Annotated in this window: 18 protein-coding genes and 1 pseudogene; 12 read left to right on the forward strand and 7 right to left on the reverse strand. The window is 74.1% G+C overall.

What is annotated here, in order from left to right; translation table 11 throughout:
- Both ACFV6I_RS28550 and ACFV6I_RS28555 read right to left on the reverse strand, forming a co-directional pair.
- A pseudogene (locus ACFV6I_RS28550) lies at positions 1-446 on the reverse strand (hypothetical protein); the annotation flags it as partial.
- A 69-nt stretch (positions 447-515) separates the two neighbouring features.
- Positions 516-863: a hypothetical protein gene (locus ACFV6I_RS28555; RefSeq protein ID WP_380428381.1), complete on the reverse strand. Its 348-nt coding sequence runs from the start codon at positions 861-863 to the stop codon at positions 516-518.
- A 200-nt stretch (positions 864-1,063) separates the two neighbouring features.
- Here ACFV6I_RS28555 and ACFV6I_RS28560 point away from each other — a divergent pair, with 200 nt between their 5' ends.
- The 5 genes from ACFV6I_RS28560 to ACFV6I_RS28580 all read left to right on the forward strand — a co-directional run bounded on the left by ACFV6I_RS28560 (position 1,064) and on the right by ACFV6I_RS28580 (position 3,936).
- Positions 1,064-1,789, forward strand: a complete 726-nt coding sequence (locus ACFV6I_RS28560; protein WP_063348269.1) for a DUF2993 domain-containing protein — start codon at positions 1,064-1,066, stop codon at positions 1,787-1,789.
- Positions 1,790-2,075: 286 nt separating this feature from the next.
- Positions 2,076-2,156, forward strand: a complete 81-nt coding sequence (locus ACFV6I_RS28565) for an Ms5788A family Cys-rich leader peptide (RefSeq protein ID WP_350517234.1) — start codon at positions 2,076-2,078, stop codon at positions 2,154-2,156.
- A 232-nt stretch (positions 2,157-2,388) separates the two neighbouring features.
- Positions 2,389-3,225 carry a sulfurtransferase gene (locus ACFV6I_RS28570; RefSeq protein WP_063351213.1) on the forward strand — a complete coding sequence of 279 codons (837 nt, stop codon included), beginning with the start codon at positions 2,389-2,391 and terminating at the stop codon, positions 3,223-3,225.
- A 38-nt stretch (positions 3,226-3,263) separates the two neighbouring features.
- Positions 3,264-3,554 (forward strand): DUF1416 domain-containing protein, encoded by a 291-nt coding sequence (locus tag ACFV6I_RS28575; protein WP_030059605.1) that lies wholly within the window; start codon positions 3,264-3,266, stop codon positions 3,552-3,554.
- A gap of 109 nt (positions 3,555-3,663) precedes the next feature.
- The gene (locus ACFV6I_RS28580) at positions 3,664-3,936 is read left to right on the forward strand and encodes a DUF3099 domain-containing protein (protein WP_079135696.1); all 273 of its coding nucleotides are present in this window, start codon (positions 3,664-3,666) and stop codon (positions 3,934-3,936) included.
- A gap of 3 nt (positions 3,937-3,939) precedes the next feature.
- Here ACFV6I_RS28580 and ACFV6I_RS28585 read toward each other — a convergent pair whose 3' ends face one another.
- Entirely contained in the window at positions 3,940-4,302 is a 363-nt protein-coding gene (locus ACFV6I_RS28585; RefSeq protein ID WP_063348267.1) for a DsrE family protein, read from the reverse strand.
- A 348-nt stretch (positions 4,303-4,650) separates the two neighbouring features.
- On the opposite strand from ACFV6I_RS28585, the gene ACFV6I_RS28590 reads away from it, so the two are divergent.
- The 3 genes from ACFV6I_RS28590 to ACFV6I_RS28600 all read left to right on the forward strand — a co-directional run bounded on the left by ACFV6I_RS28590 (position 4,651) and on the right by ACFV6I_RS28600 (position 6,797).
- A complete protein-coding gene (locus ACFV6I_RS28590; RefSeq protein WP_063348266.1) occupies positions 4,651-5,253 on the forward strand; it encodes an FABP family protein in 603 nt (200 codons plus the stop codon).
- A gap of 106 nt (positions 5,254-5,359) precedes the next feature.
- Positions 5,360-5,824, forward strand: a complete 465-nt coding sequence (locus tag ACFV6I_RS28595; RefSeq protein WP_363376753.1) for a transcriptional repressor — start codon at positions 5,360-5,362, stop codon at positions 5,822-5,824.
- Between the two features lie 10 nt (positions 5,825-5,834).
- Positions 5,835-6,797 (forward strand): folate-binding protein YgfZ, encoded by a 963-nt coding sequence (locus ACFV6I_RS28600; protein ID WP_063348264.1) that lies wholly within the window; start codon positions 5,835-5,837, stop codon positions 6,795-6,797.
- Between the two features lie 19 nt (positions 6,798-6,816).
- Here the strand turns inward: ACFV6I_RS28600 and dtd are convergent, their stop codons facing one another.
- Complete coding sequence (gene dtd / locus ACFV6I_RS28605; protein ID WP_063348263.1) at positions 6,817-7,257, reverse strand: D-aminoacyl-tRNA deacylase; 441 nt, start codon at positions 7,255-7,257, stop codon at positions 6,817-6,819.
- A gap of 500 nt (positions 7,258-7,757) precedes the next feature.
- Between dtd and ACFV6I_RS28610 the strand changes: the two genes are divergently transcribed.
- From ACFV6I_RS28610 to ACFV6I_RS28620, 3 genes are all read left to right on the forward strand, one after another.
- A complete protein-coding gene (locus ACFV6I_RS28610; protein ID WP_380341865.1) occupies positions 7,758-8,378 on the forward strand; it encodes an ABC transporter substrate-binding protein in 621 nt (206 codons plus the stop codon).
- A gap of 62 nt (positions 8,379-8,440) precedes the next feature.
- Complete coding sequence (locus ACFV6I_RS28615; protein WP_380341868.1) at positions 8,441-9,403, forward strand: asparaginase; 963 nt, start codon at positions 8,441-8,443, stop codon at positions 9,401-9,403.
- A 192-nt stretch (positions 9,404-9,595) separates the two neighbouring features.
- Positions 9,596-9,805, forward strand: coding sequence for a dodecin (locus ACFV6I_RS28620; RefSeq protein WP_063348261.1), 210 nt, complete (start codon positions 9,596-9,598; stop codon positions 9,803-9,805).
- Between the two features lie 60 nt (positions 9,806-9,865).
- On the opposite strand, the gene ACFV6I_RS28625 is transcribed toward ACFV6I_RS28620, so the two are convergent.
- Genes ACFV6I_RS28625 through ACFV6I_RS28635 form a run of 3 tightly spaced genes read right to left on the reverse strand, consistent with a single transcriptional unit; the run spans position 9,866 to position 12,761 of the window.
- Complete coding sequence (locus tag ACFV6I_RS28625; protein WP_380428383.1) at positions 9,866-10,681, reverse strand: heme ABC transporter ATP-binding protein; 816 nt, start codon at positions 10,679-10,681, stop codon at positions 9,866-9,868.
- A complete protein-coding gene (locus ACFV6I_RS28630) occupies positions 10,678-11,739 on the reverse strand; it encodes an iron ABC transporter permease (RefSeq protein WP_363586567.1) in 1,062 nt (353 codons plus the stop codon). Before ACFV6I_RS28630 ends, ACFV6I_RS28625 begins: the two co-directional genes overlap by 4 nt.
- The gene (locus ACFV6I_RS28635; protein ID WP_380428386.1) at positions 11,736-12,761 is read right to left on the reverse strand and encodes a hemin ABC transporter substrate-binding protein; all 1,026 of its coding nucleotides are present in this window, start codon (positions 12,759-12,761) and stop codon (positions 11,736-11,738) included. The genes ACFV6I_RS28630 and ACFV6I_RS28635 overlap by 4 nt, the downstream gene beginning before the upstream one ends.
- 185 nt (positions 12,762-12,946) lie before the next feature.
- Between ACFV6I_RS28635 and ACFV6I_RS28640 the strand changes: the two genes are divergently transcribed.
- A partial coding sequence (locus ACFV6I_RS28640; protein WP_380428388.1) for an HtaA domain-containing protein occupies positions 12,947-14,394 on the forward strand: 1,448 nt, incomplete at its 3' end.

Consider the following 14,394-nt stretch of genomic DNA (forward strand, 5'->3'; position numbering starts at 1 on the left):
GCCCCGCCGATGGCGCCCCCGCAGCAGGGAGCGCCTGCCCTCGACTCGCCGACCATGACGCTCAAGCGCCCGGTCGCCCCCGGCGGCCCGGCGGGCGCCCCGGCCGCGCCGCCGTACGCGGCCGTCCCGGCGCAGCCCGCGCCGGTGGCGCCGCCCGCCGGCCCGCGCGGCCGGACCGGTTCGCCGATCATCGATCCGGGCCTGCAGCCCGCGCTGATCACCGCCGGCGTGGCCGCGCTGCTGGCCGGCGGCGCCGCGCTCGGGCAGGTGGCGCTGGCACTGGTGGTGGCGCTGCTCCAGGTGCTGACGGCGGCCGGCTGGTTCCGGCTGAACGGGATGTGGCCGGCCCGCCAGGGCATCGCGCTCGCCGCGCTGGCCGGGCTGACCGCGGACGCGGCGGTGCTGCTGGCGGACTCCGAGGGCAGCGTGGCGGCGGTGGTCGGCACGCTGGGCGGGTTCTTCCTACTGGTCCTGGTGCTGCAGACGTTCCGCCCCTCGGACCCGAAGGAGCGGTTCTACGCGCTGACGGTGCTCGGCTCGGCCACGGTGGTGACGGCGCTGTGCACCTCGCTGCTGGTGGCCGACTGGGTGCCGGCCGGGGTGGGCGCGGTCGCGCTGGCCACCGTGCTGGCCGCGGCGCCGCTGCCCGGTCCGAAGCTGCTGGGCCCGGTGCTGGGCCTGGCGGCGGCGGTGCTGCTGGGTCTGCTGGTGGGCGCGCCGCCGGCGCTGGGGGTGCTGGCGGGGCTGGGTGCGCTGGTCGGCCGACGCGTCGCGGCGTACGACTTCCCGTCCCGGTTCGTGCACATGACGGCGGGCGTGGCGTTGCCGCTGGCGGTGGCCTCGCCGCTGATCTGGATCGCCACGGACCTGCTGGCCGGCTGCCCCCCGGTCGACGCCCGCGCGTCCCGCTCCGGAACCATGCTCCGGGGCGGGACGTCGTACGGTCGGGCGGGAACGGCCTCGGCCGGGGGCCGCCATGGAACGCCGGGCAGGGAACGCCGGGCGAGGAACACCGAACGAGGACAGCGAACGACAAGGGCGACCGGCGACGACAGGGAGTGCGATGCGCGGATGGCTGAAGGCGACGATCGGCCTGGTGGTGCTCGCCGGCCTGCTGGTCGGCGCCGACCGGATCGCGGTCGGGGTGGCCGAGGACCAGGCCGCCGACCGGATGGTGAGCAGCGGCCGGATGAGCCAGCGGCCGGACATCTCGATCGAGGGCTTCCCGTTCCTCACCCAGGCGCTGTCGATGAAGCTGGACGACGTCCGGATCTCCTCCGACGGCCTGACCGTCGGCGACGGCGGCCGCCAGGTGGCGCTGCGCTCCTTCAAGGCCCGGCTGTCCGGCGTCACGGTGAGCGACAGCCTGAAGAGCGCCACGGTGGACAGCGGCACCGGCAGCGGCCTGATCTCGTACGCGGACCTCGCGCAGCTGCTGCCGCCGGCCTCCCAGCTGATGTCGGGGGCGGGCAAGCTGCCGGTGGGCGGCAACACCCGGCTGGCCCTGTCGTACGGCGGGCCGGGCAAGATCAAGGCCGCGCTGGGGCCGATCGCGGTCGGCGAGGGTTCGCTGCACAACAGCGGGAGCACCGTCACGGTGGACGGCTTCCAGCTCAGCGCGCTGGCCGGGATGTTCGCCGGGGTCACCGACCAGCGGCTGGCGCCGATGAGCTTCACCCTCGACTCGCTCCCGGCCGGGCTGAAGCTGGCAGACAAGGACGGGGCGACGCCGCTGCCGGAGGGCGTGCAGCTGACCTTCGAGGGCAAGGGCGTCAAGCTGCTGGACTGACCGGCCGGTCACTTCCACTCCCGTGCCGCTCCTTCCCTCGGTTCCTTCCTACCGCTCCTTCCGCTCCTTCCGTCTCTTGCGTTCCGCTCCGCGAGACGCGCCGTCCGGCGCGGATCGCGGAGCGGTGTCGTTTCCGCCCGTTGTGGGCCGTCCGGGGCCGCCGGTCTCGGACGGGACGGCTGCCCGGCAGGCCATGAAAGGGTCAAATCTCAGTATTCGGGCTATCTGGTCTCGGTATTCGGTACGCTGATGACAGCGGGCCTCCGGTGTCCCTAGCATCGTCGACATGAAGCGACAGACGGATCTCACGAAGCGGCGGGCGGTCGACCTGTGCCGCGTGGCCGCCTGTCTGTGTCGAATGCGCTAACTCGGCGTTTTGGCTGGGCAGTTGAAGCCCGCCGCCGATTTTCCCGGTGACCTTGCCCGGCCACCCCGGCCGGCCGTCGCCGCCGCACCCCGCAGCTCCCCGCCCGGTCGGCCCGGACCACCACCCTCGTCCCAGTATTCGGACAGGAATTCGGACCGCAGTCGCCCGGGCACCCAGCAGCACCTCCCGAGCAGAACCTTCCGCACACCGCCCTCGGATGGAGAACACCACCATGAGCCGCAGCGACGTCCTGGTCGACGCCGACTGGGTCCAGGCCCACCTGGACGACCCGAAGGTCGTCATCGTCGAGGTCGACGAGGACACCTCCGCGTACGACAAGAACCACATCCGCAACGCCGTCCGGATCGACTGGAAGCAGGACCTCCAGGACCCGGTCCGCCGCGACTTCATCGACCAGGCCGGCTTCGACGCGCTGCTCAGCGCCAAGGGCATCGCCAACGACGACACCGTCGTGCTCTACGGCGGCAACAACAACTGGTTCGCCTCGTACGCCTACTGGTACTTCAAGCTGTACGGCCACGGTGACGTCCGCCTGCTGGACGGCGGCCGCAAGAAGTGGGAGCTGGACTCCCGCGACCTGGTCGCCGAGGTGCCGGCCCGCGAGGCCACCGAGTACCGGGCGCAGGCCGCCGACTCCTCGATCCGCGCCTTCCGCGACGACGTGCTCGCGGCCATCGGCCAGCTCAACCTGGTCGACGTCCGTTCGCCCGACGAGTTCTCCGGCAAGCTGCTCGCCCCGGCGCACCTCCCGCAGGAGCAGTCGCAGCGCCCCGGCCACGTGCCGAGCGCCCGCAACATCCCGTGGGCCAAGAACGCCAACGACGACGGCACCTTCAAGAGCGACGACGAGCTCAAGGCGCTGTACGAGGCCGAGGGCATCGACCTGGCGAAGGACACCATCGCCTACTGCCGCATCGGCGAGCGCTCCGCGCTCACCTGGTTCGTCCTGCACGAGCTGCTCGGCCAGGAGAACGTCAAGAACTACGACGGTTCGTGGACCGAGTACGGCAGCCTCGTCGGCGTGCCGATCGAGCTCGGCAGCAACTGAGCCTGCGGCTCGACCGTCGTCAGAAGGGAAGACAAGACATGTGCGGTGCGAAGGCCGGCGGCCCGGACCTGGCAGGAGTTGACGTGGCGAACGAAACGATCATCCAGGGTTCGGTGACCCGCGACGGTGAGCCGGTCAACGGCTACGTCCGGCTGCTCGACGAGGGGGGCGAGTTCACGGCCGAGGTGCCCACCTCGGCGACCGGCCAGTTCCGGTTCTTCGCCCGCCCGGGCAAGTGGACCCTGCGCGCGCTGGTGCCGGGCCAGACCGTGGACCGTCAGGTGGTGGCCTCCCAGGGCACCGCCGTCGAGGTCGCGATCGCGGTCTGATCGGCGCCCGATCGACCCGATCCACCTGATCCGCCCGATCCACCAGATCCGCGGACGAAGTACACCGAGGGCCCTGCCGCGGCAGGGCCCTCGGTCGTACCGTGGAGGCGTGCAGACAAGGCGGCGGCGGCACTACTACTTCGCCCTGATGGGCGTCTGCCTGGGCCTGTTCGTGCTGGCCTGGGGCGTGGTGAGGTTCTTCTCCGTGCCCGCCGCGATCGGCATGTGCGTGGTCGCGATGGTGATCCCGCCGGCCGCCGCCGTGTTCGCCAACAAGCGGGACCCGGACGACGACTGGTGGAACGACCCGCGCTGGGACGACCCGAAGTGGGACGATCCCGGCCACGACCGGGACCGCCCCGACCACGAGGAGCACCCGTAGGCGTCAGTAGACGAGTGCCTGGACGTTGTCCGCCATGATCTCGCTGACGAAGACCTGCGCGCCCGCGATCCGGACGCCCTCGACGGTGTCCTGCTGCACGATCCCCCGGCGGGCCGCACACTGGGTGCACAGCGTCACCGAGCCGCTCGCGAGGATCGCCTCCAGCAGGTCCGGAAGCGGTGCCGCGTGCGGCAGTTCGAACTCCGCCGCCCGCCCCGGCAGGGCGAACCAGGAGGACTCCCCGGTCAGCCAGAGCGAGACCTCGATCCCGCTGGCGACGGCCACCGCCGCGACGGTGAACGCCTGCGAACACCGCTCCGGCGCATCGGCCCCGGCGGTGACCTTGATGACGAGTTTCTTCGACATGGCGCCACCTTAGAGGGCTCGCGGCCCCCGCTCGCCGTCATCCCAGGATCCCTTGGGGAAACCTTGGACGGCGGGGGAGAATCGGCGCGAACGATGACGTGGTGGGGCTCACCGCGACCGGCCGATGACCGGCGGATAGAGTGAGCGGCAGCAAAATCCACCACACTGTCGCCGCCTGGGAGCCACCCGTGTCCGGTCTGGAAATCTTCTTCGACGGTCTGCTGGCCCTCATGGCCGTGCTGATCACCTGGTTCGCCATCTTCTCGGTGATGAAGCTCTACCAGGGCCAGCGCTGATCCTGCCGTACGGTTGAGGCAGCCCACACCGACGACGACAGCGACCAGGAACATGATCGAGATCCCCTCTGACCTCCACAAGGACGTCGTCCCGCTCGCCTTCCTCCTCGGCACCTGGGAGGGCGCGGGCGTCTACGCCCCGTTGCCAGATGAAGAGGGCCCCGGCGCCGAGAAGTGCAACTTCGGCCAGGAGATCGTGATCCGGCACGACGGTCGGCCCTTCCTGGAGTTCCGCTCCCGTACCTGGGTGCTGGACAACGAGGGCGAGAAGGTCCGTCCGCTGGAGAACGAGCACGCGTTCTGGCGCATCACCAGCAACCACGACGGCACCAGCGGCGTCCGCGGGATCGAGATCTCCTCCGTCCGCGACGACGGCACCGTGGAGATCTGGTACGGCGAGCTGGCCGACGGCAAGCCGCAGATCGACGTCTCCACGGACGCGGTCGCCCGGATCGAGGGCTCGCCGGAGTACTCGGGCGGCAAGCGGCTGTACGGCTTCGTCAACGAGGAGCTGCTCTGGGTCGGCGAGAAGGCCGCCCCGAACGTGCCGCTGCGCCCGTACATGTCGGCCCAGCTGAAGAAGGTGCTCAGCCCGGCCCAGCTGATCAAGGACATCAACGACCTGCCGGACGACGGCATCGCGTTCTTCAAGTGAGCCCGGCGCTCCGCTGAGCGGTACGGCTTTCGCGTGAGGTAGGGACCGGCCGCCGGCCGGTCCCTACACTTGCCTCAGGACCCCCGACCTTGGCAGGGACAGCACCGTGGCGGACACCGGCACCACCGACTGGCAGCTCTCCGGCGACTGGAAGGCCGACCTGCGCGAACGCGGCTACCGGCTGACCCCGCAGCGGCAGCTCGTACTCGAAGCCGTCGACCGCCTCGACCACGCCACCCCCGACGAGATCCTCTGCCACGTCCGGCAGACCGCCAGCGGCGTCAACATCTCCACCGTCTACCGGACCCTGGAGCTGCTGGAGGAACTCGGCCTGGTCTCGCATGCCCACCTCGGCCACGGCGCCCCGACCTACCACCTGGCCGGCCGCCACCACCACCTGCACCTGGTCTGCCGGGACTGCGACAAGGTCTCCGAGACCGGCACCGAGATCGCCGAGCCGCTGATCAGCAGCCTGCGCGAACAGCACGGATTCGACACCGACCTCAAGCACTTCGCCATCTTCGGCCGCTGCGCCGACTGCACCGCCAAGCTCGCGGACGGCCGGTCGTAAGCTGGCCGGTATGAAGAGCCCGCTGCTGAGCCTGCCCGGAGCCGTCCCCGCCGAAGGCGCCGACGAGGGCGTCGCTGCCCACTACGGCGACATCTTCCGCGAGCAACGCAACCTCGCGCAGGGCACCGGCTTCGTCGACCTCTCGCACCGCGGCGTGCTCACCGTCACCGGCCAGGACCGCCTGGCCTGGCTGCACCTGCTGCTCACCCAGCACGTCAGCGCGCTGGCGCCGCAGGAGGCCACCGAGGCGCTGGTGCTCTCCCCGAACGGGCACGTCGAGCACGCGCTCTACCTGGTCGACGACGGCACCACCACCTGGGCGCACGTCGAGCCGGGCACCCAGGAGGCGCTGCTGGGCTACCTGGAGAGCATGAAGTTCTTCTACCGGGTGGAGGTCGCTGACGCGACCGCCGAGTACGCCGTGGTGCACCTGCCGGCGGGCTCCACCGCCTCCGTCGAGGGCGTCGCGGCGGTGCGCGAACTCCCGTACGGGCGCGACCTGTTCGTGCCGCGCGCCGAGCTGGCGAAGCTGACCGCCGGGTACGGCCCGGCGGCGGGGGTCTGGGCGTACGAGGCGCTGCGGATCGAGGGCCACCGGCCGCGGCTGGGCTTCGAGACCGACCACCGGACCATCCCGCACGAGGTGGACTGGCTGCGCACCGCCGTCCACCTGCAGAAGGGCTGCTACCGCGGACAGGAGACCGTCGCCCGGGTGCACAACCTGGGCCGGCCGCCGCGCCGCCTGGTCTTCCTGCACCTGGACGGCACCGAGGAGACGCTGCCCCCGCACGGGACGCAGGTGCGGCTGGCCGCCGAGCCGGACGGGCGCCCGCTCGGCTTCGTCACCTCCTCGGCCCGCCACCACGAGCTGGGGCCGATCGCGCTGGCGATCGTCAAGCGGAACGTCCCGGTGGACGCGGTGCTGCTGGCCGGGACGGTGCCGGGCACCCAGGACGTGATCGTCCCGCAGTAGCCCGTGTGCCCGGCTGCGGTCAGACCTCCACGAGGACGGTGAACGGGCCGTCGTTCACCAGCGCCACCTGCATGTCGGCGCCGAACCGGCCCGTCTCCACCTTGGCGCCGAGCGCGCGCAGTTGGGCGACCACCTCGTCCACCAGGGGCTCGGCGACCGGGCCGGGGGCGGCGGCGTTCCAGGTCGGGCGGCGGCCCTTGCGGGCGTCGCCGTAGAGGGTGAACTGGCTGATCACCAGCAGCGGGGCCCCGAGGTCGGAGCAGGACTGCTCGACGCCCTCGTCGTCGGCGGGCAGCAGCCGCAGCGTCCACAGCTTGCGGGCCAGTTGGGCCGCCTTGGCCGGGGTGTCCTCGTGGGTGACGCCGACCAGGACGCAGAGCCCGGGCCCCTCGATCGCGCCGACGGTCTCTCCGGCCACGGTCACCCTGGCCTCGGTCACTCGCTGCACCACTGCTCGCATGCCGCCATTGTGCCGGAGGCCCGGGGCGTGCCCGCCGGGCACCCGGTGCCGTGCCCGGCGGCACCCCGGGGCGTGCGGGAGGGGCGCGTGTGCAGGTGGTGCACGCTGGGTGGTGCACGCCTGCGCGGGGTCGGGCGCCGCTCTTCCTGCGGAAAGGTCCGGTCATATCAGCCACCCCCGTTCGCCAGGGGGCCGTTCGGGTGCACGGGCGGTGCGCCCGCGCCGGGCGGGGTGGCACGCTGGTGGACCGTACGGAGGGCCCGGCGCGCCATATGGTCCGCCGCACCGGGCCGGGCTCGGCCGGGAGGTCGAGCCGGTAGGTCAGGCGTTCTGGCGGCATCGCCCCGGTGGGTGGTTGCGGCCGGGAACCGGAACCTTCGGGGGTGGCCGGGCGTGCCAACGGACGGGACGCGTGAGCCCGTCGGGGGACGGGCCGGACCGGCGGCAGGGACGCAGTGCCGCGAGCGGGCGGGATCGGACGACGGCAGGTGGGTTGGTTGATGGACGCGAGCAGCGCGGCGTGGGACCGGTCCGGGCACGTGGCGGAGGTCGCCGGGGGCGCCGGGGCCCTGGGCACGGCGATAGAGCCCGACCTGGAGCGGCTGGGCCTGGACCAGCTGCGGATCCTGCGCCGGGAGACCCTGGAGCAGGAGGCCGACCTCTCCTACCTGCGGCGGCTGCTGCACGGGCGGATGGACATCCTGCGCGCCGAACTCGACCGCCGGCCCGGCGGCCCGCCCCGGCCGGCCGGACCGCCCGGGGCAGGCGGCGCCGACGGGCCCCCCGGCGACCTGCTGGACCGCCTCCCGGCCATCCTGACCGACGCGCCCTCCACCGTGCGGCGCTCGGCCCGGCACGTCACGCTCGGGCCGCCACGCGGCCACGAGTCCCAGCTGGAGGCGGCCGAGCTGATGGGGGACGTCCAGCTCGCCGACCTGGCCGCGCACCCGGCGGAGGAGCTGCTGGCCGCGCTGGAGCGGCTGCGCGCGCACGAGCGCGAGGTGTCCGGGCGGCGGCAGCGGCTGCTGCGGACGGCCGACGGTTGCAGCGCGGAGATCACCCGCAGGTACCGTGATGGGGAAGCACGGGTCGAGGACCTGCTCGCAGGGGGGCCGCTCTGACCGGGTGAGGTACCACGGGCGGGCGGGGCCCGGTCCACCCTCACCCCCGGAAGGCTCCCGCCATGTCCCAGTCCGCCACCCCGCCCGTCGTCCTCGCCGAGGTCATACGCTCGGGCTTCACCGAGGGCCGCCACCACGGCTCCCTGGTGCTGCTCGCCGCCGACGGCTCGGTGGAGTTCGCGCTCGGCGACCCCGACGCTCCGGTCTTCCCCCGGTCGACCGCCAAGCCGTTCCAGGCGGTGGCCACGCTGCGGGCCGGGCTGGCGATCGAGGGCGAGCTGCTGGCGCTGGCCGCCTCCAGCCACTCCGCAGAATCGTTTCATCTCGATGCTGTCCGGGCCATCCTGAGCTCCGCCGGGCTCGACGAGTCCGCCCTGCGCACCCCGGCCGACCTCCCGCTGGACGAGACCGAGGCGGAATTGCTGCTCGGCTCCGGCGGCCGCCGCGCCCCCGTCCTGATGGACTGCTCCGGCAAGCACGCCGGCTGGCTCGCCGCCTGCGTCGCCAACGGCTGGGACACCGCGAGCTACCTCGACCCCGGGCACCCGATCCAGCGGCTGGCCCGCGAGGCCCTGGAGGAGGGCACCGGCGAGACCGCCACGCACGCCGGGGTGGACGGCTGCGGCGCGCCGCTGCTGGCCGTCACGCTGACCGGCCTGGCACGCGGCTACCGCGGCCTGGTGCTGGCCGCCGAGGGCACGGCGCCCCGCCGGGTGGCCGACGCGATGCGCGCCCACCCCGAGTACGTGGCCGGCACCCGCCGGGCCGACACCTGGCTGATGCGGGCCGTCCCCGGCGCGCTGTCCAAGATGGGCGCCGAGGCCGTCCAGGTGGTGGCGCTGCCGGACGGGCGGGCGCTCGCCTTCAAGATCGACGACGGCGGCGAGCGGGCCCGCGGCCCGGTGCTGGCGGCCGCACTGCGCCGGCTCGGGGTGACCGGCGCGGACGAGACCGTCGAGCGGATCGGGGCGGCGCCGCTGCTGGGCGGCGGCGTCCCGGTCGGGCAGGTGCGGGCGGCCTTCTAGCGGCCTCCCACGGCCTCCCACGGCGTCCCGGGGGCCTGCAAGGGCCTCCCCGGGGCCTGCCGCGGCCTGCAAGGGGCCTGGCAGCGGCCTTCCAGGGGATGCGGGGCGGTCGGAGGCGGCCGTCGGCGTGCGGGCGGAGCGGCGGCGGTGCACGGTGGACCGGGGGCCGTCGCACAGCTGAGGGAGTCCGCCATGACTGACCACGTGTACCGGGTGACCGAGATCGTCGGATCCTCGACCGAGAGCGTCGACGCCGCGATCCGCAACGGGGTGGAGCGGGCCTCCCGGACGCTGCGCAACCTCGACTGGTTCGAGGTGACGCAGGTCCGGGGCCACCTGGAGGACGGCGGGGTGAAGCACTACCAGGTCGGACTGAAGCTCGGCTTCCGGCTGGAGGACTGAGCCCGCCTCCGCGGCCCGTCCGCCGTCCCGCCGCCCCGCTGCCGCCGGCCCCGCGCCCGGTCAGCGTTCGGGCAGCACCAGCGGCACCCCGGTGCGCGGGTGCGCCAGCACCTCGACCGGGTGGCCGTACACCTCGCTGAGCAGCGGGGCGCGCAGCACCTCGGCGACCGGCCCGTCCGCGACCGTCGACCCGGCGTTCAGCAGCACCACCCGGTCCGCGTAGGCCGCCGCCAGGGACAGGTCGTGCAGCACCACGACCACGCCGTCCCCGGCGGCGGCGCGCTCCCGGGCGACCCGCAGCACCAGCTCCTGGTGGCGCAGGTCGAGGGCGGCGGTCGGCTCGTCCAGCAGCAGCAGCGGGGCGCGCTGGGCCAGCACCCGGGCCAGCGCCACCCGGGCCCGCTCGCCGCCGGACAGGGCGGTGAACGGGCGCCCGGCGAAGGCGGCGGACTCGGTGGCGGCCATCGCCTCGGCGACCACGGCCTCGTCCTCGTCGGCGGCGGCCGTGCCGGTCCAGGGGGCGCGGCCCATCCGGACCACCTCGTCGGCGGGGAACGGGAAGGACAGCGCGGCGGACTGCGGCAGCAGCGCGCGGTGCAGGGCGAGCTCGGCGGCGCCGTAGCCGGCCAGCGGGCGGCCGCGCAGCCGGACCTCGCCGCCGTCCGGCCGGATGTCGCCGGCCAGGACGGACAGCAGGGTGGACTTGCCGGCGCCGTTCGGTCCGAGCAGCGCGACCACCTCTCCGGCGGCGACCCGCACCGACGCGCCGTCCAGCAGGGCGCGCCCGCCGATGGTCAGCCGGACGGTCTCGGCGGTCAGCAACTCGCTTCCGGGCAGGGGCCGTTCGGGCACCTCCCGGGGGGTTCGCAATCTCATGCCCAGCCTCCCTGCCTGCTCCTGGTACGGCGCAGCAGCCAGAAGAAGAACGGACTGCCGATCAGTGCGGTGAGCACCCCGAGCGGCAGCTCGGCCGGCTCGGCGACGGTGCGGGCGGCGAGGTCGGCGGCCACCAGGACCAGCGCGCCGCCGAGCGCCGAGGCGGGCAGCAGGAAGCGGTGGCCGGGCCCGGCCAGCATCCGCAGCAGGTGCGGGACGACCAGTCCGACGAAGCCGATGATGCCGCTGACCGCGACGGCTGCGGCGGTGAGCAGCGCGACGACGGTGATCAGCACCAGCCGCATCCGCTCGACGTCCACCCCGAGGTGGCGGGCCGGGCGTTCGCCGAGGGCCAGCAGGTCCAGCTTGCGGGCGTACAGCGGGGCGACGGCCAGGCCGACGGCGGCGAACGGCAGGACGGCGAGCACCTTGCCCCAGGTGGCCTGGGAGAGCGAGCCGAGCTGCCAGAAGGTGACCTGGCTGATCGCGGCGGAGTCGGCGGTGAACAGGAAGATCCCGATCAGCGCGCCGCAGAAGGCGTTCACGGCGACCCCGGTGAGGATCAGCGTGACCACCTCGGTGCGTCCGCCGGAGCGGGCCATCAGGTACACGGCGAAGACGGTCAGCAGGCCGCTGGCGAAGGCGAAGGCGGTGATCGTCCAGCTGCCGAGGGCGTCCAGGCCGAGCACGATGCAGGCCACCGCGCCGACCGCGCCGCCCGAGGAGACGCCGATCACGGCGGGCTCGGCCAGCGGGTTGCCGAACACGCCCTGCATCAGCGCCCCGGCGCAGCCGAGCGAGCCGCCGACCAGCAGGGCGAGCACCACCCGGGGGAGCCGGACGTTCCACAGCACCGACTCGGGCACCCGGTCCAGGGCGTGCCCGCCGAGGCCGAGCCGGTGGGCGGCGGAGGCCAGGATGTCGCCGAGCGGGATGCGGTAGGCGCCGATGCCGGCGGCGAGCAGGGCGCAGAGCACCAGGGCGGCGGCGAGTCCGGCGGTGATCAGGGTGGTCCTGCTGACGGCGGGCGCGGTCTTCGCCCTTACGGCGGTGGTCACTTGGCGTCCGCCGGGTAGAGCTGGGCGGCGATCTCGCGGAGCACCTGGGGGGTGCGCGGGCCGTAGCTGAGCAGTTGGCCGTCCTCGATCGAGACGATCCGGCGGTCGAGGCCGGCCGGGGTCTGGGCGACGCCGGGCAGCTTGAGCAGGCCGTCGACGCCGCCGACCGAGTCCAGGCCCTTGCTCATCACCAGGATGGCGTCGGGCGCGGCCTTGACCAGGGCCTCGCTGGTGAGCGGGGTGAAGTCGCCGGTGAGGCCGGCGGCGGTGCCGGCGTCCTGGCCGCCGACCGCCTCGATCAGCGAGCCGGCGCCGGAGGCGGGCCCGCCGAGCAGGTAGACGGAGGCGCTGCCGCGCAGGTAGAGGAAGGCGACCTTGGGGTGGCGGGCGGCGGCCGGGGCGGCGGCCCTGGCCTCGTCGATGCGCTGTTCGGTGCGCTCCTTCAACTGCCGTCCGGCGTCCGGGACTCCGAGGGCGGCGGCGACGGTGTCGATGCGCGGGCCGACGTCGGCGAGCCGCTTGGCGTCGTCCAGGACGAGCAGCGGGACGCCGGCCGCGCGGATCTGCGCGATGGCCTCGGCCGGGCCGGTGGAGCGGTCGGCGAGGACGACGGTGGGGTGCAGCGACAGCACGCCCTCGGCGGACACGTCGTGGGCCTGGGTGATCACCGGCAGGGCGGTGGCCTGCTGGAAGGTGGTGGAGACGTCCCGGGCGACCACCTTGGGGCCGAGGCCGAGGCTGAACACCAGCTCGGAGAGGCTGCCGTTGAGCGGGATGATCCGCTCGGCGCTGGTGACGGTGACCTGGCGGCCGTCGACGGAGGCGGTGGTGGCCGGGAGCTGCGGGACGGGTTCGACGGGCAGCGGCTCGACCGCGTCGGGGGCCCGGGAGGAGCTCGCCGCGGCCGCTCCGGTGGTGGTGCCGGACGGGCCGCAGGCGGTGAGGGCGAGCAGCAGGCCGAGGGCGAGCAGCAGGAGGGCGGGCCCGCGGGCCGCCCCGGTTCGGAGAGTACTGCTGCTCAACGCGCTTCCCTTCGATGGGAGTTGTCGCCGCTCCGGTCCTGGTGGAGGGGTTGCGGCGGGACTCTTGACTCATATATTAGGTTAGCCTTACCTGAGTTCCGCAAGGGGGTCGGCGCCACGCCCGACCCCTCCCTTGCCGCGTCCTTCACCACCACTGACCGCACCCCGCCGAGGAGTGATCCGCCGTGCCCCTGTCCAGCCGGCTCCGCCGTCTGGCCGCCACCCTGGTGGCCGCCCTCGCCGCCCTGCTGGCGGTGGGCCTCTCACCCGGCCCGGCACACGCGGCGGAGGGCAAGGTCGCCGGCGGGCGGCTGGACTGGGGCATCAAGCAGTCCTTCCTGACGTACATCACCGGTCCTATCGCCAAGGGGAGTTGGACGCTCAACGGCGGCGCGGCCACGGTCGGCGGCAGCACCTTCCGGTTCCACTCCGCGACCGGCGGCTACGACCCGGCGACCGGTGCGCTGACCGCCGCCTTCTCCGGCGGGGTCCGGTTCACCGGGCACCAGGAGAACGGCGCCAACGCGCTCGACCTGAGCCTCGCCCGGCTCACCGTCCGGGCCGTCCAGGGCGGCGCGGCCGGGATGTACGCCGACGTCAGCAGCAAGTCCAAGGACACCGGACAGGTCAGCAACGCGAGCCAGGCCAAACTGGCCGAGCTCTCACTGGCCGGCGTCGACCTGCGCGGCGCGGCCGGCACCCTGACGCTCAGCAACGTGCCGGGCACCCTCACCGACGCCGGGGCCAAGGCCTTCGGCAACTTCTACCCCGCCGGGACGGCCCTGGACCCGCTCACCCTCTCGGTCAACCTGCCCGCCGCGCAGCCGACTTCGCAGGCCCCGTCGCCGACCGCCGCGGCCACCCCCTCGGCGGCCGCCGTGCCGACGCCGTCGGCGACCGCCGAGACCCCGTCCGCCGAGACCCCGACCGCCCCGCCCGGCGCCCAGGCCCCCGCCAGGACCGAGTTCGCCAACGGCGCCCTCGACTGGGGCGTGCGCCGCACCTTCCGCGACTACGTCACCGGCGCGATCGCCCAGGGCCGCTGGGAACTCGGCGCCGGCGCGGCGGACGGCGGAGCCTACTTCCGCTGGACCCCGGCCAAGGGCGGCTACGACCCCGCCAACGGCGACCTCACCGCCGCCTTCACCGGCACCGTGCGCTTCACCGGCCTGCGCAGCGGCGACACCTACGGCCTGGACCTCACCCTCGCCAACCCGGGCGTCACCGTGGCCGGCGGCCAGGGCCGACTGGTCGCGGACGTCTCCGGCCGGACCCCGGACGGCGCCACCCAGCAGCTCACCGGCGTCGAGCTGGGCGCCTTCGACCCGGCCGGCCTCAAGCCCGAGGGCGGCCTGCTGAAGGCCGTCGAGGTGCCGCTGAAGCTCACCGAGGGCGGCGCCAAGGCCTTCGGCGGCCTCTACCCGGCCGGCACCGAGATGGACCCGCTGAGCTTCGCCGTCGCGCTCGACCCGGCCGCGGCGCTGCCCCCGCTGCCGGACCTCGGCAGCGCCCCGGCCACCGCGCCGAGCGCCACCGCGACCCCCGCCACCAGCCCCTCCGCCGCGCCCGTCGCCTCCTCCTCCCCGGGCGGCTTCCCGGCGGCGGCCGTGGCCGGCGGCGCCGTGCTGGTGGC

Source organism: Kitasatospora sp. NPDC059803 (genome assembly GCF_042732255.1).
Lineage (GTDB): Bacteria > Actinomycetota > Actinomycetes > Streptomycetales > Streptomycetaceae > Kitasatospora.